The organism is Henriciella sp., from assembly GCF_029937755.1.
GTDB lineage: Bacteria > Pseudomonadota > Alphaproteobacteria > Caulobacterales > Hyphomonadaceae > Henriciella.
Genome location: NZ_JAPYPG010000004.1, coordinates 220,811 through 240,085, shown reverse-complemented (window position 1 = coordinate 240,085; position 19,275 = coordinate 220,811). Strand labels below are relative to the sequence as shown.

Below are 19,275 nucleotides of genomic sequence, written 5' to 3'. Positions count from 1 at the left end.
GGTCCCAGCGTGCGCTGGGAAAGCGGAGATAAGCCAAACCAACTCTGCTTTTTTACGGGCAGCGCTTGTTCACGCTGTTCTTTGACAGGCTGCCAACCCCGGCATGCGCGCCTTGCCTGTAATAGGTCGTGTCCTGGGTAAAGGCGTCATTGATGACCCCATCCTTGGGCGGGCAGCCTTCCGCCCAGATGCGCCTGATCGCCGGATTGATACGCGGCATCTCGAAATCGGCCCAGCGTTTCGGCGCCATGTCGGGCTCCCTGGCCGGGTCTGGCATCGCCAGCATCTCTGTGGGTTGCTCATCGCACCATGAGGGCCGCCCGGCACCGAGCCTGTTACACTGGAAGGCGCGCAAGGCGTCGGCGGCCTTCACCTCCTGCTCTGAAATCACCGGCAGGTCGAGCACGGGGCCCTCTGTTTCGCCGGACGGTGAGGGCGCGGCGTCCGCTGTCTCTCCCGGCCGCGCTGTTACGGGCGAGCGGATCTGTGGAGCCGGTGCGGGTGTGGGTGTTTCTTCGGCAGCAGGTGGCGGGTCAGCCTGCGTGGGCTCGACGTCTGATGGTGTTTCAGCCACTGGCTCGGGAGGCGGGGGAGGTGGTTCCGCCTCCGGTATCACTTCGACCGTCGAGACAGGAATGATGATTTCGCTGCCCGGGGCTGGACCGGACCTTGCGACACTGGCCAGAAGCCAGAAGAGAGGAAGGTTCACACCCAGCGAGGCGAGCAGGAACCATGGGCGTTCCCGCTGGCCCAGAAAGGCCAGGGCCGTCTGGAGCCTACTCCTCGGCAAGCCGTTTGGCCTCGCGGATGTCTCCGCGCAGCACCAGCGTATCGACATTACGCCCGTCGAGGAACAGGGCACGGCTCATGTCGGTCTCGGCCTTGTCGAGATTTTCGAGGTTCAGATGGGCGCGTGAACGCAGGCGGAGCGCTTCGATATCATTCGGATAGCGCGCCAGGGCCTGGTCGAGATCGGCAATCGCCGGTTCCCACTTCTCGTTCATCAGATAGGCGGCTGCCCGGTCGACGCGAATGTCGGCATCATTGGGGGCAAGCTTCAGCGCATTGGTCAGCGTCGTTACCGCCGCCTCGGGATAGCCGGCTGTCAGCCAGGCATTGCCGGACTGGGCGAGATAAAGCGCGCGGTCGGCTTCCCCGCCCGCATCCGGGGCATTCGCCAGTTCCTCGAGCCGCGCGGCGCCTTCCTTGTAGTTTCCGAGACCGATCAGCGCATTGGCGGTACAATAGCGCGCGGCGGGCGTTGCCCCTTCGCCGAGCCAGCGCAAGCCTTCCTCATAGGCGTCTTCCGGGTTTTTACCGACCAGTTCGATACAGGCGTTGAGGCGTTCCTGCTCGGCGCGCTCGATTTCCTCGATCGCCGACTGGCTGAATGGCAGCACGGTAAGCGCCATGGCTAGCAAGCTCATAGTCTGATACCCCCTCGGGAACTCTACTGAACCTTCGTTACTGAGTGGGTTTGCCAGACGCAAATGACAGATCAGTCACCAACCCTCTTCCTGATCGGGCCGGGCTACTCCGCCTCGCGACTGGCCGAGATATGTCTTGAGACCGGCGGTTGGCAGGTCCTCGGCACGGCTCGCAGCGAAGAGAAGGCCGAGGCGCTCCGGGAAAAAGGGATCGAGCCTGTCCTGACCAGTGATGCCGATGCTGTCGCCAAGGCCGGCAAGGGCAGCCACTGGGTCATCTCGACACCGCCTGATGATGAGGGCTGTCCCGGCTTTGCGCTTGCCGTCACGCAGGCAGGCGAGGCCGCCTCTATCACCTATCTCTCGACCACGGGCATCTATGGCGATCTCAATGGCGGCTGGGCCTTTGAGTGGAGTTCGTCCAATCCGGGCACGAAGCGTGGCAAACGGCGCGTACAGGCTGAAGCGCAATGGCGAGAGGCACGGCCCGATGCCCGCTTTGTCCGCCTGCCGGGCATTTACGGGCCGGGCCGCTCGCAGCTCGAAAGGGTGCGCGGCGGCAAGGAAGAGCAGGTGGTGAAACCCGGTCAGGTCTTCTCACGCATTCATGTCGATGACATTGCCAGCGGTCTCTTCGCGCTCATCCAGCGCCCGGACCTGACAGGACCCTTCAATCTCTGTGATGAGGAGGCCGCCCCGCCGCAGGATGTCATGACCTATGCGGCCGACCTGCTCGGCATGGCAGCCCCCGTGCCGGTGGATCTCGACGAGGCCGATGTCAGTGCGATGGCGCGGAGTTTCTATGCCGAGTGCAAGCGCGTTTCGAATGCACGGCTGAAGGCTGCCACTGGCTGGCGCCCCCGCTACCCGACCTATCGTGAGGGGCTGAAGGCCATCCTCGAGGCGGAAGAGAAAAACTGAAAGCTCGCCTCACAAACGGGTGATCTGATTGCGCGCTTGGCTTCGCCGTCCTACCTCTTCGTGCAGAGACAAGACCGAGCAAGAATGGACACCCTCATGAGCGATACCGAGTACACACCTCCGAAAGTCTGGACCTGGGACGCTGAAAGCGGCGGCCGTTTCGCCAAGATCAACCGTCCGGTCGCCGGCGCGACGCATGACAAGGAACTGCCTGTCGGCAAGCATCCCTTCCAGCTCTACTCGCTGGGCACACCCAATGGCGTGAAAGTCACCGTCATGTTCGAGGAGCTGCTGGCGGCCGGCCACAAGGGAGCGGAATATGACGCCTGGCTGATCAATATCGGTGAGGGCGACCAGTTTTCTTCCGGCTATGTCGCGCTCAACCCGAACTCAAAAATCCCGGTGCTGGCCGATCATACGACCAATCCGCCGACGCGCGTCTTCGAGAGTGGCTCGATCCTGCTTTATCTCGCCGAGAAGTTCGGCGCTTTCCTGCCGAGCGATCACGTCAAGCGCACCGAGGCGCTGAACTGGCTGTTCTGGCAGATGGGCTCCGCGCCTTATCTCGGCGGCGGCTTCGGGCACTTCTACGCCTATGCGCCGACCAAGATGGAGTATCCGATCAACCGCTTTGCCATGGAAGTGAAACGCCAGATGGACGTGCTCGACCGCCATCTCGCCGAGAACGAGTACATGGCCGGCGACGAGTATTCCATCGCCGACATGGCGATCTGGCCCTGGTATGGCGCCATGGCCAAGGGCATCATCTATGAGGCGGGCGAGTTCCTACAGGTCCATGAATACACCAACGTCATCCGCTGGACCGACCAGGTCGGTGGACGCGAGCCGGTGAAACGCGGCCGCATGGTCAACCGCACCTTCGGCGACCCGTCCTCACAGCTGCGCGAACGCCACGACGCCAGCGACTTCGACACGAAGACGCAGGACAAGGTGGAAGCGGCGGAGTAGGGACTAATGGCGTCCCAGAAAATCTGCGGCCACTGATTTCATGAGGTCCGCCAGGACGCCGAACTCCTTTTCAAGAGGTGAGGTTGGTCGCCAGACCAATGCAATCGTGCGCTGGCATAGAGTGTTATCGATCTCCCTGACGACAAAGTCCGGGTCGCGCTTGGCTTCCGAGAGTGCATACAGGCTGGGCAGGATCGCGTAGCCGGCGCCCATAACGGCCATTTGTCTCGCCGCATCGAGACTTGAGCCTTCGTATTCCGCGCTGATGGTCGTCCCCGCCTCCCGGGCGATTTCAGCGATCAGCTTGCTGAGCCTGTGCCCGGCCCCGAGTGTAAGAAGCGGACGCGAGGCCAGCTGGCCCAGCTGGATCGGTCCACCATCGATCGCCAGCAGGTCTTCTGGCGGACCGCATACCCAGAGCTTTTCCTCGAAGAGAGTCTCCGCGCGCTGATCGGCGTGATCATCCGGGGTCGAAATGATGATGTCGAAGCGACCGTCGCGAAGGCCCTGGTCGAGTTCGACCGTGTCACATTCACGGACGTTGAGCCTCAAATCAGGAAAGCGGTCATGCAGCTGTCGTGTCACAGACGGCAAAAGGTAAGGGCCTATTGACGGAAGCACACCCAGGCGTATTCGACCGGCCACGGTGTTCTTGGCGCCCAGCGCCAGTGTCCGGAGTTCTTCGACCTCACTCAAGATGAGGCGGGCCTGCCGAATAATGTCCTCGCCTACAGGGGTGGGAGAAGCCCCCTTTCGGCCGCGTTCAAAGACGATCACACCAAGATCGGCCTCGGCCTCGGCGAGTTGGGCTGAAAGGCTGGGCTGGCTGACATGGAGGCGCTTTGCGGCTTCATGAAAGCGACCGCAATCGGCGATGGCGACGATGTATTGAAGCTGTCGAAGTGTAGGGCGCATGATAGTTTGAAGCTATTGAAAAACAGATCACTTTCGATTGGAGTTATCATAACGCCAGCCCACATCCAGTCCATCAGCAATGATGGAGAAAAAAAGTGATCAGAACTCGCAAAATCCTTCGCCGCCGCAAGCGGTTTCAAAAGATGCGGAAGGATTTAGCAAACCGTCTCACGGGCCTGCGCCCGTCTGATGCGAGCTGGCCGACCGGCCAGCTGGATCGCAATCCCGCATGACGCTTTCGCTTGCGGCCTTGCCCACGGCATCTGCCACCCTTCCCATCCCGGGCAGGCCGCAAGTCAACCGGATGCCTGACTGTCTCGACCCTCACTCTCCCAGTCAGGCATCCGGTCAAGGATTCCCCGTTTCTTTGCCTGGAGCACTCATATGACAAATCAGATTTCTCGCCGCGGCCTGATAGCCTCAAGCGGCGCCGCAGGGTTCGCCCTGGCAGGTGGCACGACGGCCGCATCGGCGCAGACGGCAGCCGCCGTACCGCCAGCCCCTACCACGGATGGACGGACGACGCTGGATGCCGATGGTGCGCTCGCCCTGTTGAAGGAGGGAAACAAGGCCTTTCTCGAAGGACGCGTGGTCAATCCCGATATCAGCGCGGAGCGAAAGCTGCAGCTTGCAAAGGGGCAGGCCCCTTTCTGCGCCTATGTGACGTGCTCTGACAGCCGTGTCCCGCCGGAGCTGTTGTTCGGGCGTGGCCTGGGCGAGCTTTTTATCATCCGCAATGCCGGCAACACGGTGGATACGGTCGCGATGGGATCCATCGAATATGCCGTGGCGGAGCTTGCTGTGCCGCTGGTCGTTGTGATGGGGCACGAAAGCTGTGGGGCGGTGAAGGCGGCGATGTCGGTCGTGGAGGCCAATACACGCTTTCCCGGGTCGATCGGCGCTATGGTCGAGCCGATCATTCCTGCCGTTCTCGAAGCACGCGAGACCGACGGAGACAAAACCGAAAATGCGGTCAAACAGAATGTCCGTCGCGTCGTGCGCAGCTTGCGTGAGGACTCAGATCCGATCCTGCTGGAGCCGCAGAACGCCGGCCGGGTGAAGGTCGTCGGGGCCTACTACCACCTCGATACCGGCTTCGTTGACTTCTTCGATACTGTCTAGGCCGCCTCGTCGGTATTCACGGCGAACGGATCATAATTGAGGATTGGGGCCAGCCAGCGTTCTGCGGTGCGCTGGTCCCAGCCTTTCCGTTTCGCATAATCCTCCACCTGGTCGCGTTCGATGCGGCCGACGGCGAAATAGGCGCTGTCGGGGTGGGCGAAGTAAAGGCCTGAGACAGACGGCGCCGGGCTCATCGCGAAGCTGGATGTCAGCGACACACCGATGCGTTCCTCGGCTTCGAGCAGCTTGAAGATCAGCTCCTTCTCGGTGTGGTCGGGCTGGGCCGGATAACCGGGGGCGGGGCGGATGCCGCGATACTTTTCCTTGATGAGGTCATTGCTGTCATAGGCCTCATCCGGGTCATAGCCCCAGAGCTCCTTGCGGACCTTTTCGTGCATGTACTCGGCCATCGCTTCGGCGAAGCGGTCGGCCAGCGCCTGCACCATGATGGCGGAATAGTCGTCACCCTTGTCCTTGAACTCTTTCGAGATCGCGTCGGCCTCGGCGCCGGACGTCACGCAGAAGGCGCCGATATGGTCGCCACTTTCGGCCACGAAGTCGGCCAGGGCGAAGTTCGGCTTTTCGTTATTCTTCACCATCTGCTGACGCAGCGTATGGAGCGTCTCGCCGTTGCCGAGCTTGATGTCGTCGCCCTCACGGTTTGCTTCCCAGAAACCGATCACGGCCTTCGGCTTGAACCAGCCTTCGCCGAGCAGGCGCTGCAGCATGGTCTGGGTGTCGCGCCAGAGATCAGTCGCCGCTTCGCCGACTTTCTCATCCTCAAGGATTTGCGGATAGCGCCCGGCCAGATCCCAGCTCATGAAATACGGCGTCCAGTCGATATAGTCCTTCAGTTCCGACAGATCGACATCGTCAAACGTCTTCACGCCGGTAAAGGTCGGGGCCGGGGCGGACGGTTCGGTTGCGTTGAAGGCCTTTTCGCGCGCTTCCTCGATCGGCAGGCGCGGGGTCGGCGGACCGCCTGCGCGGCTCTCGCGGATGCGGTCATAGCGCGCCTTGGTGGTGCCCCACATCGTCTCGCGGTCATCATCATTCATCATCGCACTGACGACGCCCACTGCGCGGCTCGCATCGCTGACATGGATGACAGGCGCGGCCGGGAAGGCCGGGTCGATCTTCACTGCCGTATGTGCCGGCGACGTCGTCGCACCACCGATGAGGAGTGGCAGGTGGATATCCTGGCGCTGCATCTCGGAGGCAACGAAGACCATTTCATCGAGCGACGGCGTAATCAGGCCCGACAGGCCGATCATGTCCGCCTTTTCCTCGATGGCGGTCTCGAGGATCTTCTCCGCCGGCACCATCACACCGAGGTCGATGATGTCATAGCCGTTACAGCCGAGCACCACGCCGACAATGTTCTTGCCGATATCGTGCACATCGCCCTTCACCGTGGCGAGAACGACCTTGCCATTGGACACCTTGTCGAGGCCGAGTTCCTTCTGCTCCTTCTCGATGAAGGGGGTCAGGTGGGCCACAGCCGCCTTCATCACGCGGGCTGACTTCACGACCTGCGGCAGGAACATCTTGCCGGCGCCGAAGAGGTCGCCGACGACATTCATCCCGTCCATCAGTGGACCTTCGATGACATGCAGGGGACGTTCGGCGCGCTGGCGGCATTCCTCCGTGTCCTCGACGACAAACTCGGTGATACCGTGAACGAGCGCGTGTTCGAGACGCTTCTCGACCGGCTGCTCGCGCCAGCTCATATCCTTCTTCTTCACCTCGCCTTTCTGGCCGCGATACTGCTCGGCGAGGTCCAGCAGGCGCTCGGTCGCATCGTCGCGGCGATTGAGGATCACGTCCTCGACGGCCTCGCGCAGCTCCGGGTCGATATTGTCATAGATGTCGAGCTGGCCGGCATTCACAATGGCCATGTCGAGGCCGGCCGGGATAGCATGATATAGGAAGACCGAGTGCATCGCCCGGCGCACGATCTCGTTGCCGCGGAAGGAGAACGAGACGTTCGATAGCCCGCCGGAGATGTGACAGTGCGGCAGGTTCGCCCGGATCGCCTTGCATGCCTCGATGAAGTCGACGGCGTAATTGTTGTGCTCTTCGATACCGGTCGCGACCGCAAAGATGTTCGGATCGAAGATGATGTCTTCCGGCGGGAAGCCGACTTTTTCGGTCAGCAGCTTGTAGGCGCGCGTACAGATCTCGATCTTGCGCGCGGCGGTATCGGCCTGGCCGTCCTCGTCAAAGGCCATGACCACGGTGGCCGCGCCATAGGACATGATCTTGCGAGCCTGCTCGAAGAACTGTTCCTCGCCTTCCTTCAGCGAGATGGAGTTCACGATAGCCTTGCCCTGCACGCATTTCAGGCCGGCCTCGATCACCTCCCATTTGGAGCTGTCGATCATCACCGGCACGCGCGCAATATCGGGCTCGGCGGCGATGAGGTTGAGGAAGGTCGTCATCGCCTCGACGCCGTCCAGCATACCCTCATCCATATTCACATCGATGATCTGCGCGCCGTTCTCGACCTGCTGGCGCGCGACATCGACAGCGGTATCATAGTCGCCCGCCTTGATGAGATTGCGGAATTTCGCCGAGCCTGTGACGTTGGTCCGCTCGCCGATATTGATGAAGATCTGGGAGGCTGTTTCAGTCATGTGCGTGGGCGTCCTTTCTCAAGGGGCCAGTTGCCGTCTTCGAGGACAGGGTAGCCGTCAGTGGATTGGTTGTAGGTGTAGATCCAGGCCCGCTCCCCGCTGGGGCGGTCTGAATCGTCGAGGATGTCTGTCTTTTCGCGCCGGTAGAGCGATCCGTCCGGATTGCCGGCGCGGATGCCTTCGAATTCGTCCATCTGGCGGGCCAGCCGGGCTGTATCGAGCCGGTAGAGCACGCCATGACATGTCTCCTCGCCCGGCACGACGCCCGGAAAGCCGCCAAGATCAATCATGCGGCCGCGGAACCGGCAGGGCCCGAGAAACTCCCCATGGCGCGGGAAATCCAGATGCGCAGGCGCACTCGCGGCCCCCTGTTTCAGGAGGCCGTAAAAGATGAACTGGTCGCCGGAGGAGACAGGCGGTGCGATCATGACGTCTCGCGGGCCATTCCGGGCAGGCCGTCGATGCTTTCGGCGTTCTTGGCGAGCCGGCTTTCATGCCATTGGTCGAGCGGCTTGTTCGCGACATAGCGCTGGAGCTGATCGCGCTGGCCCTTGAATTCATAGAAGGGCACGCCCCAGCCGCAGCTGTCGCTCACGCTGGTGATATCGACATAGATGATGTTGCGGGCGCGCTCATGGCCGGGCGGGAAGCGACCGATCTCGGCTTCGAAGTCGGGGTGGTTGAATTGCAGGGTCCGCCCCTTGCCATAGATGCGGACAATGTTTGCCGGTCCTTCGAAGGCGCAGAACATGATCGTGATCCGCGCATTCTCGTTGACATGCGCGAGTGTCTCGATGCCGGACCCGCCAAGGTCGGCATAAGCGACCGTAGTCTCATCGATCACGATGAAACTGTCATAGCCCTTGGGCGAGACATTCACATGCCCCTCTTCCGACAGCGGGGCTGTCGCAACGAAGAACATCTTCTGTGCCTTGATGAAATCGATGAGCTTGTCATCGAGCTTTTCATACGTTTTGCCCATGGAAGCCCTCTCCTCAGCTTGCGAGCTGGAACGGTTCAAGCCCTGACAAGCGCATGGCGCGCGGCGGGTGGGGGATCTCGCGCGGCGCCTTGCCTTTCACCGCCTTGGCGATGGCTTCGATGTGCGGCGGGGTCGTCCCGCAGCAACCGCCGAGCACATTCACAAGCCCGCTCTTGGCCCACTCTTCAAGCTGGGCCGCCGTCTGGTCCGGTGTCTCGTCATACTCGCCGAACTCGTTCGGCAGACCGGCATTCGGATAGGAGATGACGCGCGTATCAGCGACCTTGGAAATCGCGGCGATGTGCGGGCGCATCAGCTTTGCGCCGAGCGCGCAGTTGAGGCCAACCGCCCACGGCTTCGCGTGGCGGACCGAGTGCCAGAAGGCTTCGGCTGTCTGGCCAGACAGCGTACGGCCCGAGGCGTCGGTGATCGTGCCGGAAATGATGACAGGGATGTCCTCGCCGCTCTCTTCCCGGAAATCCATGACAGCCTTGATTGCCGCCTTGGCGTTCAGCGTGTCGAAGATTGTCTCGATCAGGAAGAAGTCGACATGCGGTGCCATGGCGCGCGCCTGTTCGAGATAGGCCTCGCGGACATCGTCGAAAGTCACTTCCCGGTAGCCCGGATTATTGACGTCCGGCGACAGCGACAGCGTCTTGTTGGTCGGCCCGATTGCGCCTAGGACGCCGACCGGCTTGTCAGCCGCATCAGCGGCTTCACGCCCGAGCTTCGCGCCCGCTTCGGCGATTTCGGCGGCGATATCCTGCATATTGTAGTCGCCCTGCGCGATCGTCGTCGCGCTGAACGTGTTCGTCTCGATGATGTCGGCGCCGGCTTCGATGAACTGGCTGTGTATTGTCCGCACAGCGTCCGGCTGGGTGAGATTGAGCAGGTCATTATTGCCCTTTACCGCGCTCTCCCAGTCGGAGAAGCGCTCGCCGCGGAATTGCTCCTCGGAGAAGTCATACTTCTGGAGCATCGTCCCCATGGCGCCATCGAGGATGAGGATCTCTTCCTTCGCCTTGGCTTCGAGCTTGGAAATCAGGTCTTGTCTCGACATATCAGGCAGCCTCCGCATGTGCAGGCTTCAGGCCCAGCAGGTGACAGGTGGACAAGGCGAGGTTCGCCTTGTTGAGCGTGTAGAAGTGGAACTGGTCGACGCCGCCTTCGGCGAGCTTGTGGCAGAGCTCGGCCGCGACATTGGCAGTGATAAGGTCACGTGTGGCCGGGTCGTCATCCAGGCCCTCATAGAGCTGGTGCAGCCAGTCCGGCAGCGAGGCCCCGCACATCTTGGCGAAATTCTTCAGCCCGTTGAAGTTCGACTGCAGCATGATGCCCGGCACCAGTGGAATGGTGATACCGGCAGCGCGCGCCCTCTCGACAAACTGGAAATACACGTCCGGCTCGAAGAAGAACTGCGTGATCGCCCGGTCGGCGCCGGCATCCTGCTTGGCCTTGAGGTGGGCAAGGTCGGCTTCCCAGCCGCGCGAGTCCGGGTGGGGTTCCGGGTAGCAGGCGACCGAAATCTCGAACACCTTGCCGAGATCCGGGCGGTGGGCCCGCAGGTCGCTCACCAGGTCGATGACGCTGGTATAGCGGCCTTCAGGCTGCTCGAAATCCTCATCCTGCGAGGCATCGCCGCGCAGGGCCACAATGTGGCGCACGCCAGCCTCGTAATAGTCTTCCGCCGTTTGCAGCACTTCCTCGCGTGGCGCGCCAACACAGGTCAGGTGGGCTGCCGGGGTCAGCGTTGTTTCCCTGGCGATGCGGCTGACCGTTTCGTAGGTGCGTGTGCGCGTGGAACCGCCAGCGCCATAGGTCACCGATACAAAGTGCGGCGACATCGGCTCGAGGCGCTTCACGCATTCCCAGAGCTTGTCATTCATCTTCTCATTCTTCGGCGGGAAGAATTCGAAGGAGACAGATGGCGTTGTCTTTTCTGCCTGGCGTGCAGCAATGGACAGGTCGCTCATGCAGCAACTTCCTCTTTCTTGGCGGGCTTGCGGGCACTCCAGAGGAGCACCGCAACGCCGGTTTGCAGATCCCTGGGCGGATCAAAACGGGTCGGCTCGTCGAGATCGAGCCCGGCGCTAGTGGCCCAGGTTTTCATATTGTCGTGGCGGATGCCGAGGCGGTGATGACCGAACTCCTCGCGCATGAATTCATGGTCGTGCTGGGCGAAATCGACGACGATCAGTTGCCCGCCCGGCTCAAGGATGCGCGCAGCCTCGTGCAGCACGCGCTCGGGCTCTTCCAGATAGTGCAGGACCTGGTGGACGATGACCATGTCGGAGCACCCGGCAGGGAAGGGGGTGGCGGTGGCGTCGCCCTGGCGCACGCGCGCGCTGGTCAGCCCCGCTTCGGCGAGATTGGCACGGGCAAGCGCCAGCATCTGGTGGGAGAGGTCGAGCCCCTCGGCATCCTGCGCGCGCTGGCCGAGCAGGGTCAGCATGCGGCCGGTCCCGGTGCCGAGATCGACAACCCGGCGGAACGGGCCCTGGCCGGCAAGCTTCAGGATGGCCGCCTCGATCAGGCTTTCGGGATAGTGCATTGCCCGGATCCGGTCCCAGTCGGGGGCGATCGAGCTGAAATAATTTTCTGCCGAGGCCTGACGGCTCCGGCGAACCGCTTCGAGACGGTCGAGATCGGACGGGAAGTCGCCCTGTTCCGCATCAATCTGGTCAAACAGGCTGTCGAGCAGGGTCTTCGCCCAGCCTGTCGCGGGCAGGCGGTAAAAAACGCGCGCACCTTCCGGTAAACGCTCTGTGAGCCCGGCCGATGTCAGGGCTTTCAGATGGTGTGAGAGGCGCGGCTGGCTCTGCCCCAGCACGGTGACGAGTTCGCCGACTGCAAGCTCACCATGGCGTAACAACGCCAGGATACGAAGCCGGGTCGGCTCGCCTGCGGCGCGCAACGCTTCAATGATCGTATCGGCGTGAACGTTCATATTATCATATAAACATTCATTTATATCTCTTGCAACATGTCTTGAGCGACTGTTGCACGCAAAGCACTTTCAAAAAATTAGAACGGTCATTCGAAATTGCTAAGTATTGAAAGCGCCCTACCGTTTGCTCATATCGCCCTACCAGAAACCGGACCTTACTATGAAATTTGCAGCTTCAGCCGCGCTTGCGGCGATCTCCCTGACAGCCTGCGCAACGACAGAACAGTCCGCAGCCTCTACGGAAGTCTATGATCCTTTCGAAGGGTGGAATCGCGGCGTCTATCAATTCAACGAGGTTGTCGACAAGGCAGCCATCGAGCCGGCCGCACGGGCCTATCGTGTAGCCACGCCGGGCCTTTTCCGCGAAGGCGTGCGCAATGTGCTCACCAATCTGCGCCAGCCTGTCGTCTTTGCGAACACGATATTGCAGGGCAACCCGGATGCGTCCGGTGAGACATTCGGCCGGTTCCTCATCAACACGACGGTCGGTGTTGTCGGGATCTTCGATGTCGCCTCAACCCTGGGTGTCAGCAAGCATGACGAGGATTTCGGCCAGACGCTTGGTGTCTGGGGTGTCGATGAAGGCCCGTTCCTGATGCTGCCGCTTATGGGTCCGAGCAACCTTCGGGATGCTTTCGGTCGCGGCGTCGACAATGCCTTTGATCCGCTGAACTATGCGGAATTCGACGAACCGATCACCGATGACGAATTTCGCGTCACACGCGCGGTCGTCGGTGCCATATCCACGCGCGAGCGCCTGATCGAGACGATCGAGACGCTGCGTGACCAGCCCGAACCCTATATCGCCCTGCGCCGCACCTACACCTCACAGCGGGAGGCCGCGATCAGAAATGGCGAAATTGAGGACGATCCCTACAAAGATTTGCCAGATTTCGATGATTTTGATGCCTTTGAAGAAGAAGAGTCAGGGCCTGACCAGCCACAGGAATAAAACGATGAAAATGCGTACCCTCCTTATTTCCGCATTGGCGGCTGCTGTCGTACCTGCGTCTGCTTACGCCGATGAACGGACCGAGAGCTTCGTGAAGCAAAATGCGAATGAAGTGCTCAACTCGCTCAACAATCCCGACCTTTCCAGCGCGGAGAGAACCTCGCTGTTCAGCGGGTACATGGAGCAGTTTGCCAATATCAATGCCGTCTCGAAATTCGTGATCGGCAAATATGCGAACCGCTTCTCGCCTGAGGAACTCAAGCGTTATCAGGATGCATTCCGCACCTATGCGCTGGCCGTTTATCAGTCCGAGCTTGATGCCTATCGGGGCAATGAGGTCGTCGTGGAAGGCTCCACCGACCGCTCGCCCAGCGATTCCATCGTCGACACCAAGATCGCGCGCACCGACGGGCGCGACATGAATGTCCGCTGGCGGGTCCTGCACCGCAACGGCGAATATCAGGTCGTCGATGTGGCGCTCGACATCGAGGGCAACCTGATCTGGCTGGCCATCGAGCAGCGGGCCCAGTTCCTGGCGCTTCTGGACCGGACCAATGGTTCGGCCGATGCCCTGATTGACAAGATCAACAGCATGACCCGGAAGCTGAAGTCCGAGCGCCGCTAGGGCGCGACCCTAGACAACATGTGAAAAGCCCTCCCGCGTCAACGGGAGGGCTTTTTCTTTGCGGCCTGATACCGAGGATGCCACGCACAAGAAAGCCGGCCCACGGTGGGGCCGGCTCTCCCGGTATCGCAAGGCGAGCTTGCCTTATTGCGGCGTGGTCATGTCAGAGTCGTCTTCCACGTCGCTATCCATCGAGTCGCTGTCATAGCTGGTCTCGGTTTCCTGCTCGTAGGAGAACATCGGCATCGTCTCCATATCGGCCTTTGAGGCATTGATCACGATGCCACCACCGTCACCTTGTTCGACCTCGATACGGTCAAACTTCAGCTGACGAAGGTCGTCACCCAGCGGGTCGGAAATGACGGCGTACTGAACGGTGCCACCGTCGTCGACCACGATGTCGCGGATGCGGGCATCCTGATCGGAGTTCATGAACGAAGCGGTCGTGCCGATCATCTCCGAGGCGAGGCGGTAATCATTCAGACCGTCCTGCTCGAATTCAGCAACATTCTGAATGGCTTCTTCCGTCATGGAAACGCTGAAGCGCGGTTCCTGGTCGGCAGCCATCATGATGTCGACTTCGTCATAGGGCAGATGAACCTTTTCGCCGGTCACGTCGAGAAAGTCGCCGCTCTTGAAGATGAAGGATTCGACTTCACCATCGGCATTGATGAGCAGGTCATCGACAGTGGCGATGTCTTCGCCCGTCGAACCAATAACCTTGGCGCCCATCATTTCTTCGGCGCTCAGTTCATTCTCGGCAAGAAAGACAGCGCCCATATTCTCGGCACCATCAGTGGCACCCGGATGGTCGCTGACGTCGCCGAGGGCTTCGGTGTCCTCGACCAATTCATTGTCATCGGCCATGTCGCCCTGAGTGTTCTGGGCGGTTTGCGTTTCGCCGTAATTGGCGTCGCCCATCTCGATATCGTCAGACGCCTGCGAACAGGCGGCCATGCCGAACATCAGGGCAGACGCGGCAGCAGTCATCATGAGATTCTTCATGTCGGTCTCCTTCTGGATCATTCCGACACACTAAACGGTTTGCACCGCCTCGACGTTCCGAATGGCCTCACATGCAGACCTTAAATTCTTTTCATCTCCGTGGGTCTTGGCGGGCAGTGTGCAGTTTTTTCAGCGCCCCCTTGCCCCCGCGCGAGGCGCGCGACATGTTCCGCCAAACATGCCCATGCAGGAAGGACCCTCCCGATGAAAACCCGTGCCGCTGTCGCCTTTGAAGCCAAGAAACCGCTGGAGATCGTTGAACTGGATCTTGAGGGCCCGAAAGCGGGCGAGGTGCTGGTTGAAATCATGGCGACCGGCATCTGTCACACGGATGCCTACACCCTCGATGGGCTCGACAGCGAAGGCATCTTCCCGTCCGTGCTCGGCCATGAGGGCGCAGGTGTCGTGCGCGAGGTTGGTGCGGGTGTCACCAGCGTGAAGCCGGGCGACCATGTCATCCCGCTCTACACGCCGGAATGCCGCCAGTGCAAAAGCTGCCTGTCGGGCAAGACCAATCTCTGCACCGCGATCCGCGCCACGCAGGGCAAGGGCCTGATGCCCGATGGCACAACCCGCTTCTCCTACAAGGGCAAGCCCATCCACCACTATATGGGCTGCTCGACCTTCTCGAACTTCACCGTCCTGCCGGAGATCGCGGTTGCGAAAATCGACCCGGAAGCGCCTTTCGACAAGACCTGCTATGTCGGCTGCGGCGTGACGACGGGTGTCGGCGCGGTGGTGAACACGGCGAAAGTCACGCCCGGCTCGAACGTGGTCGTCTTCGGCCTTGGCGGTATTGGTCTCAACGTGATCCAGGGCGCAAAGATGGTCGGTGCGGACATGATTGTCGGTGTCGACATCAACCCGGACAAGGAAGAATGGGGCCGCCGGTTCGGCATGACCCATTTCGTCAATCCGAAGGAGATCTCCGGGGATATCGTCTCCCACCTGGTCGAGCTGACCGGCGGCGGCGCGGACTATTCCTTTGACTGCACCGGCAATACCGAGGTGATGCGCCAGGCGCTCGAATGCTGCCATCGCGGCTGGGGCGAGAGCATCATCATCGGCGTGGCCGAAGCCGGCAAGGAAATCTCGACGCGCCCCTTCCAGCTTGTGACGGGCCGTGTCTGGAAGGGCTCGGCCTTCGGCGGCGCAAGGGGCCGCACGGATGTGCCGAAGATCGTCGAGTGGTACATGAAGGGCAAGATCGAGATCGACCCGATGATCACCCACGTCCTCAAGCTCGAAGACATCAACAAGGGCTTCGACCTGATGCATGCGGGGGAAAGCATCCGGAGCGTGGTGGTTTACTAGGAGGAAGACCTGAAGATGTTCAGTCACATGATGGTCGGCTCGAACGACCTCGACAAAGCCAGGACGTTTTATGACGCGTTGTTTGGCGCGGTGGGCGGCAAGCCTGGGGTCGTGGATCCCAAGGGGCGGGTCGTCTACATTCACAATGGCGCCGTGTTCCTGGTCACCAAGCCGATTGACGGCGAGCCGGCGACGCACGGCAATGGCATGACGATCGGGTTCGCGATGAAATCCCCCGAAGAAGCCGATGCCTGGCATAAGGCGGGAGCCGCGGCGGGCGGTAAACCGATCGAAGACCCACCGGGTTGGCGCGAAGGCGGCGGCCAGAAGCTCTACCTCGCCTATCTGCGCGATCCGGACGGCAACAAGCTCTGTGCGCTCTGCCGGTCCTAGTGCCGCTTATTTTACGCCCCAGGCCAGCACCCAGAAGCCGAGTCCCGTCACGATGGGCGGCGGCAGAATGTTTGGCGCAGGCGCCACGCCGAGCGCGATCATGATCGCACCCAGCAGGATCATGGCGTAGAAGACGACAGATTTCTTTCGGGCATTGATGAGGTCTGACATTCGCAAGCTCCTTTCGCTTACGAACGCCGCACGCCTCTGGCCGTTCAATCACGAGCCGGTGATCAGGCCAGAACGACCTGACAGTTTTCGCGCTTCAACCGTGCCGGAAGCCGGAAATCCTTCAGCGCCTGCCCGCCGACCCGCTCAAGCAACGCGTCAGCGCGTGCCTTTGTGTCGGCGTCCATGGCCTCATAGACATCGAGCGCGGCCTGCAGGCGCCAGAGCGGGAAGCTGCGCGCCTTGGCCGGGCCCTCATGCCCTTCGATCTCGATGGTGATGTCGCCCAGTGCCCGCGGTACGCGCGCGCCGGGGCCAGCCTGTGCGGCCCAGCTGGCGAACAGGTCATTGATCTGCGCCAGGGCTGGCAGGGCTTCGCGCATCAGACGCGACAGGATGGGCTTCAGCGTTTCCGGAATGGTATCATCGGCTAGCAGCCTACCGTCGCCCTCCTTGCCGCCGGCCTGCATCCGCTCGACCCATTGGGCGACCTTCGGTGCCACACGCTTCATCAGCTCGCCGGAGGTCGGATCGCGGTAGAGGTGGGCGTAGAGCGGGCCGTAAAAGGCAAAATCCGCCAGACAGGGCCGCCCGCCGAGGAGATAGGGATATTCCTCAAGATGGCGGGAGACGTCCGTGAGGAAGGCCTCATAGCTGCGCTCGATCCCCGGGATCGTCGTCTCGCTCACGCCGAGTACCGGCAGCGCGCCCTTGAAGCGCGCGCCATTCTTCTTGCCGAGCTGGTACTGTTCTTCCGGTGACAGATCGGGCGCAGACAGCGCGCCGAACTCCGCGTAGGCCCAGTCCTCATTATAGGTCCAGCGATAGTGCATGGCGGGGATAACCAGCCACTCATCGCCATAGAGGTGCAGCAGCTCGGCCACAAAGCGCTGCAGCGGGGCCTCCGGCCAGGCCGGTGGGTCGTTCGGTTCGCGGCGCTCCACCTCGGCCATGATGTCGGCGGTGTCCTGCACCACGGTCCCATCCGGCATCGTCGCGACCGGAATGACCGGCCAGCCGACATTGGGCAGGATGATCTGCTTGTAGACATCCTGCGTCGCGGTCTTTTCCTCATAATCGACGCCGCGCCAGTCGAGATAGGCCCGGGCCTTGCCGGTGAAATAGCTCACTTCCGCGCCATAGAGCGTGTAACCAGTCATCCGCTTGGACTCTCCCTTTTGCGTCCTTATGTCTTGGCGAGCACGAAAGGGATTTCATGGCCGACTTCAAGCATTTTTCACTCGTCGCCGGTGGCGATACCGTCGAGGATCACCAGATACCGGACGGCGTTGTGGGGCCTGCCGTCATGTCGATGAAGGTCTGGGGGGAATCGGTGGAACAGGCTGTCGATGTGCTGTGCGAGGTCGGCAACCAGATCGGCTTCAAGATCGAGGAAAATGTCGAGGTTCACCTCACGCCCGCCAAACAGGGCAAGAAGGATGAGCCTTTTGCCTATGATGTGCGCGTCATCCCGTGCGCCGATCACAATCGCGACGAGGCCGTGCAGGTCGAGGCCGACAATCTGCGCAACGAGTAGGGGTCCCACCCCTCGCGGAACAGTTAACGGCGTTTCTCCGTTTCTCTGGTGCCACCCAGAACGGAAGGAAGCGCCTGAGATGAAACTCGCAACAATCTGCCTCGCTGCGGCGACAACACTTACGCTTGCCGGCTGCGCCGTGCAGCCACCTGTCCAGCAGCGCACCCAAGCCGGCTATGGTGATGCGCCTTATCAGCAGGATGGCCGCTACGCCAACGACCCGTATCGCGACGGCCGCCATAATGAGGGCCCTTATAATGATGGGCGCTACAATGATGGCCGCTATGCCGATACCGCCTATCACAATGGCCGCTACCAGAGTGAACTCTACTTCGACGAGCGCGCGCAGCGGTATTTCTATATCGATGAGCGCACCGGCGACAGCTACTGGCGCAATGGCGAGCCTCGCAGCCGTTAGCCTTCGGCCTTGAAAAGGCCGATGTGCCAAACACCATCCACCTATGTTAGACCCGCATCTGACGGATCTGACGAAAGAAAGGAAGTGACTTGCAAACTGTATCGGAATGGACCTGCTTCGGCGGGGACCTGAGCGTACACGACCATGACAGCGAGACCCTGGACTGCTCCATGCGTTTCGCCGTCTTCGAGCCGCCGCAGGCCGCCGAAGAACCCGTCCCGGTGCTGTGGTACCTGTCGGGCCTGACCTGCACCTGGGCCAATGTCATGGAAAAGTCGGGCCTGCAGCGCAAGGCGTCTGAACTTGGCGTCATGATCGTTGCGCCGGATACAAGCCCGCGCGGCGACAAGGTGGCCGACGACGAGGCCTATGACCTTGGTCAGGGCGCCGGCTTCTATCTCACGGCCACCGAGGATCCGTGGGCCAAGCACTATAAGATGGACCAGTATGTGATGGAGGAACTGCCCTCCATCATCCGGTCCAACTTCGCCGCCGACATGCGCCGTCAGTCCATTTTCGGCCACTCCATGGGCGGCCATGGCGCGCTGACACTGGCGCTGAAGAACCCGGGCCACTTCCGCAGTGTGTCGGCCTTCGCGCCGATCGCTGCGCCGAGCCAGGTGCCGTGGGGCGAGAAGGCGTTCAAGGCCTATCTCGGCGACGACGAAGCCGCCTGGAAGGCGTATGACGCCTGTGAGCTCGTCAAGCAGCAGCAGCTGGAGACCACCATCCTGATCGATCAGGGCGAGGACGACCAGTTCCTGGAGGAGCAGCTGAAGCCGCGCCTGTTCGAGGAAGCCTGCCGCGAAGCCGGGCAGCCGCTCGCCATCCGCATGCGGCCCGGCTACGACCATTCCTATTATTTCATCTCGACCTTCATGGACGATCACATCATGCACCACGCCAAAGCGCTTTACGCCTAGGCTCGTCGCAGATGCCACAAA

The 19,275-nt window shown here is 61.4% G+C and carries 22 protein-coding genes; 10 read left to right on the top strand and 12 right to left on the bottom strand.

Annotation, left to right across the window (positions count from 1 at the left end):
- Window positions 1–52: 52 nt before the first annotated feature.
- Together Q1K29_RS10945 and Q1K29_RS10940 are read right to left on the bottom strand one after the other, a co-directional pair.
- Window positions 53–790, bottom strand: coding sequence for a hypothetical protein (locus Q1K29_RS10945; protein WP_300394687.1), 738 nt, complete (start codon window positions 788–790; stop codon window positions 53–55).
- Entirely contained in the window at window positions 777–1,427 is a 651-nt protein-coding gene (locus tag Q1K29_RS10940; RefSeq protein WP_300394685.1) for a tetratricopeptide repeat protein, read from the bottom strand. Before Q1K29_RS10940 ends, Q1K29_RS10945 begins: the two co-directional genes overlap by 14 nt.
- A 63-nt stretch (window positions 1,428–1,490) precedes the next feature.
- Between Q1K29_RS10940 and Q1K29_RS10935 the strand changes: the two genes are divergently transcribed.
- Window positions 1,491–2,348 carry an SDR family oxidoreductase gene (locus tag Q1K29_RS10935; RefSeq protein WP_300394684.1) on the top strand — a complete coding sequence of 286 codons (858 nt, stop codon included), beginning with the start codon at window positions 1,491–1,493 and terminating at the stop codon, window positions 2,346–2,348.
- Between the two features lie 96 nt (window positions 2,349–2,444).
- A complete protein-coding gene (gene yghU / locus Q1K29_RS10930) occupies window positions 2,445–3,317 on the top strand; it encodes a glutathione-dependent disulfide-bond oxidoreductase (RefSeq protein WP_300394682.1) in 873 nt (290 codons plus the stop codon).
- Between the two features lie 3 nt (window positions 3,318–3,320).
- Here the strand turns inward: yghU and Q1K29_RS10925 are convergent, their stop codons facing one another.
- Window positions 3,321–4,232, bottom strand: coding sequence for a hydrogen peroxide-inducible genes activator (locus tag Q1K29_RS10925; RefSeq protein WP_300394680.1), 912 nt, complete (start codon window positions 4,230–4,232; stop codon window positions 3,321–3,323).
- A 384-nt stretch (window positions 4,233–4,616) separates the two neighbouring features.
- On the opposite strand from Q1K29_RS10925, the gene Q1K29_RS10920 reads away from it, so the two are divergent.
- Window positions 4,617–5,354 carry a carbonic anhydrase gene (locus Q1K29_RS10920; RefSeq protein WP_300394677.1) on the top strand — a complete coding sequence of 246 codons (738 nt, stop codon included), beginning with the start codon at window positions 4,617–4,619 and terminating at the stop codon, window positions 5,352–5,354.
- On the opposite strand, the gene metH is transcribed toward Q1K29_RS10920, so the two are convergent.
- Genes metH through Q1K29_RS10890 form a run of 6 tightly spaced genes read right to left on the bottom strand, consistent with a single transcriptional unit; the run spans window position 5,351 to window position 11,919 of the window.
- On the bottom strand, window positions 5,351–7,990 hold the full coding sequence (gene metH / locus Q1K29_RS10915) for a methionine synthase (RefSeq protein WP_300394674.1): 2,640 nt from the start codon (window positions 7,988–7,990) through the stop codon (window positions 5,351–5,353). The two genes, Q1K29_RS10920 and metH, sit on opposite strands and share 4 nt — an antisense overlap.
- Window positions 7,987–8,418 carry a gamma-glutamylcyclotransferase family protein gene (locus tag Q1K29_RS10910; protein WP_300394671.1) on the bottom strand — a complete coding sequence of 144 codons (432 nt, stop codon included), beginning with the start codon at window positions 8,416–8,418 and terminating at the stop codon, window positions 7,987–7,989. The genes metH and Q1K29_RS10910 overlap by 4 nt, the downstream gene beginning before the upstream one ends.
- Window positions 8,415–8,972 (bottom strand): pyridoxamine 5'-phosphate oxidase family protein, encoded by a 558-nt coding sequence (locus Q1K29_RS10905; protein WP_300394668.1) that lies wholly within the window; start codon window positions 8,970–8,972, stop codon window positions 8,415–8,417. Before Q1K29_RS10905 ends, Q1K29_RS10910 begins: the two co-directional genes overlap by 4 nt.
- Before the next feature lie 13 nt (window positions 8,973–8,985).
- The gene (locus tag Q1K29_RS10900; RefSeq protein ID WP_300394665.1) at window positions 8,986–10,032 is read right to left on the bottom strand and encodes a homocysteine S-methyltransferase family protein; all 1,047 of its coding nucleotides are present in this window, start codon (window positions 10,030–10,032) and stop codon (window positions 8,986–8,988) included.
- Between the two features lies 1 nt (window position 10,033).
- The gene (gene metF, locus Q1K29_RS10895; RefSeq protein ID WP_300394662.1) at window positions 10,034–10,945 is read right to left on the bottom strand and encodes a methylenetetrahydrofolate reductase [NAD(P)H]; all 912 of its coding nucleotides are present in this window, start codon (window positions 10,943–10,945) and stop codon (window positions 10,034–10,036) included.
- On the bottom strand, window positions 10,942–11,919 hold the full coding sequence (locus tag Q1K29_RS10890; RefSeq protein ID WP_300394659.1) for a metalloregulator ArsR/SmtB family transcription factor: 978 nt from the start codon (window positions 11,917–11,919) through the stop codon (window positions 10,942–10,944). Before Q1K29_RS10890 ends, metF begins: the two co-directional genes overlap by 4 nt.
- A 160-nt stretch (window positions 11,920–12,079) precedes the next feature.
- Between Q1K29_RS10890 and Q1K29_RS10885 the strand changes: the two genes are divergently transcribed.
- Together Q1K29_RS10885 and Q1K29_RS10880 are read left to right on the top strand one after the other, a co-directional pair.
- Entirely contained in the window at window positions 12,080–12,871 is a 792-nt protein-coding gene (locus Q1K29_RS10885) for a VacJ family lipoprotein (protein ID WP_300394656.1), read from the top strand.
- 4 nt (window positions 12,872–12,875) lie between these two features.
- The gene (locus Q1K29_RS10880) at window positions 12,876–13,496 is read left to right on the top strand and encodes a phospholipid-binding protein MlaC (RefSeq protein ID WP_300394653.1); all 621 of its coding nucleotides are present in this window, start codon (window positions 12,876–12,878) and stop codon (window positions 13,494–13,496) included.
- A gap of 144 nt (window positions 13,497–13,640) precedes the next feature.
- Here Q1K29_RS10880 and Q1K29_RS10875 read toward each other — a convergent pair whose 3' ends face one another.
- The gene (locus Q1K29_RS10875; RefSeq protein ID WP_300394650.1) at window positions 13,641–14,501 is read right to left on the bottom strand and encodes a PRC-barrel domain-containing protein; all 861 of its coding nucleotides are present in this window, start codon (window positions 14,499–14,501) and stop codon (window positions 13,641–13,643) included.
- A 204-nt stretch (window positions 14,502–14,705) separates the two neighbouring features.
- On the opposite strand from Q1K29_RS10875, the gene Q1K29_RS10870 reads away from it, so the two are divergent.
- Entirely contained in the window at window positions 14,706–15,815 is a 1,110-nt protein-coding gene (locus Q1K29_RS10870; RefSeq protein ID WP_300394647.1) for an S-(hydroxymethyl)glutathione dehydrogenase/class III alcohol dehydrogenase, read from the top strand.
- Window positions 15,816–15,830: 15 nt separating this feature from the next.
- Window positions 15,831–16,208, top strand: coding sequence for a VOC family protein (locus tag Q1K29_RS10865; RefSeq protein WP_300394644.1), 378 nt, complete (start codon window positions 15,831–15,833; stop codon window positions 16,206–16,208).
- 6 nt (window positions 16,209–16,214) lie between these two features.
- On the opposite strand, the gene Q1K29_RS10860 is transcribed toward Q1K29_RS10865, so the two are convergent.
- Together Q1K29_RS10860 and Q1K29_RS10855 are read right to left on the bottom strand one after the other, a co-directional pair.
- Window positions 16,215–16,379 (bottom strand): hypothetical protein, encoded by a 165-nt coding sequence (locus Q1K29_RS10860; protein ID WP_300394642.1) that lies wholly within the window; start codon window positions 16,377–16,379, stop codon window positions 16,215–16,217.
- Between the two features lie 62 nt (window positions 16,380–16,441).
- Entirely contained in the window at window positions 16,442–17,536 is a 1,095-nt protein-coding gene (locus tag Q1K29_RS10855) for a glutathione S-transferase N-terminal domain-containing protein (protein WP_300394639.1), read from the bottom strand.
- Between the two features lie 56 nt (window positions 17,537–17,592).
- Between Q1K29_RS10855 and Q1K29_RS10850 the strand changes: the two genes are divergently transcribed.
- The 3 genes from Q1K29_RS10850 (at window position 17,593) to fghA (ending at window position 19,254) form a co-directional block, all read left to right on the top strand.
- The gene (locus tag Q1K29_RS10850) at window positions 17,593–17,913 is read left to right on the top strand and encodes a hypothetical protein (RefSeq protein ID WP_300394636.1); all 321 of its coding nucleotides are present in this window, start codon (window positions 17,593–17,595) and stop codon (window positions 17,911–17,913) included.
- Window positions 17,914–17,992: 79 nt separating this feature from the next.
- Window positions 17,993–18,331 (top strand): hypothetical protein, encoded by a 339-nt coding sequence (locus Q1K29_RS10845; RefSeq protein WP_300394634.1) that lies wholly within the window; start codon window positions 17,993–17,995, stop codon window positions 18,329–18,331.
- Between the two features lie 89 nt (window positions 18,332–18,420).
- Window positions 18,421–19,254, top strand: coding sequence for an S-formylglutathione hydrolase (fghA, locus tag Q1K29_RS10840; RefSeq protein WP_300394631.1), 834 nt, complete (start codon window positions 18,421–18,423; stop codon window positions 19,252–19,254).
- Window positions 19,255–19,275 lie beyond the last annotated feature (21 nt).

Excerpts from the sequence above, each read along its gene's own strand:
- Q1K29_RS10850 (WP_300394636.1), top strand. The coding sequence starts at position 17,593 with ATGGCCGACTTCAAGCATTTTTCACTCGTCGCCGGTGGCGATACCGTC.
- Q1K29_RS10935 (WP_300394684.1), top strand. The coding sequence starts at position 1,491 with ATGACAGATCAGTCACCAACCCTCTTCCTGATCGGGCCGGGCTACTCC.
- Q1K29_RS10925 (WP_300394680.1), bottom strand. The coding sequence starts at position 4,232 with ATGCGCCCTACACTTCGACAGCTTCAATACATCGTCGCCATCGCCGAT.
- Q1K29_RS10900 (WP_300394665.1), bottom strand. The coding sequence starts at position 10,032 with ATGTCGAGACAAGACCTGATTTCCAAGCTCGAAGCCAAGGCGAAGGAA.
- Q1K29_RS10870 (WP_300394647.1), top strand. The coding sequence starts at position 14,706 with ATGAAAACCCGTGCCGCTGTCGCCTTTGAAGCCAAGAAACCGCTGGAG.
- Q1K29_RS10855 (WP_300394639.1), bottom strand. The coding sequence starts at position 17,536 with ATGACTGGTTACACGCTCTATGGCGCGGAAGTGAGCTATTTCACCGGC.
- Q1K29_RS10885 (WP_300394656.1), top strand. The coding sequence starts at position 12,080 with ATGAAATTTGCAGCTTCAGCCGCGCTTGCGGCGATCTCCCTGACAGCC.
- Q1K29_RS10905 (WP_300394668.1), bottom strand. The coding sequence starts at position 8,972 with ATGGGCAAAACGTATGAAAAGCTCGATGACAAGCTCATCGATTTCATC.
- metF (WP_300394662.1), bottom strand. The coding sequence starts at position 10,945 with ATGAGCGACCTGTCCATTGCTGCACGCCAGGCAGAAAAGACAACGCCA.
- Q1K29_RS10940 (WP_300394685.1), bottom strand. The coding sequence starts at position 1,427 with ATGAGCTTGCTAGCCATGGCGCTTACCGTGCTGCCATTCAGCCAGTCG.
- Q1K29_RS10865 (WP_300394644.1), top strand. The coding sequence starts at position 15,831 with ATGTTCAGTCACATGATGGTCGGCTCGAACGACCTCGACAAAGCCAGG.
- Q1K29_RS10920 (WP_300394677.1), top strand. The coding sequence starts at position 4,617 with ATGACAAATCAGATTTCTCGCCGCGGCCTGATAGCCTCAAGCGGCGCC.
- Q1K29_RS10880 (WP_300394653.1), top strand. The coding sequence starts at position 12,876 with ATGAAAATGCGTACCCTCCTTATTTCCGCATTGGCGGCTGCTGTCGTA.
- Q1K29_RS10910 (WP_300394671.1), bottom strand. The coding sequence starts at position 8,418 with ATGATCGCACCGCCTGTCTCCTCCGGCGACCAGTTCATCTTTTACGGC.
- Q1K29_RS10845 (WP_300394634.1), top strand. The coding sequence starts at position 17,993 with ATGAAACTCGCAACAATCTGCCTCGCTGCGGCGACAACACTTACGCTT.
- Q1K29_RS10890 (WP_300394659.1), bottom strand. The coding sequence starts at position 11,919 with ATGAACGTTCACGCCGATACGATCATTGAAGCGTTGCGCGCCGCAGGC.
- metH (WP_300394674.1), bottom strand. The coding sequence starts at position 7,990 with ATGACTGAAACAGCCTCCCAGATCTTCATCAATATCGGCGAGCGGACC.
- Q1K29_RS10875 (WP_300394650.1), bottom strand. The coding sequence starts at position 14,501 with ATGAAGAATCTCATGATGACTGCTGCCGCGTCTGCCCTGATGTTCGGC.
- Q1K29_RS10860 (WP_300394642.1), bottom strand. The coding sequence starts at position 16,379 with ATGTCAGACCTCATCAATGCCCGAAAGAAATCTGTCGTCTTCTACGCC.
- yghU (WP_300394682.1), top strand. The coding sequence starts at position 2,445 with ATGAGCGATACCGAGTACACACCTCCGAAAGTCTGGACCTGGGACGCT.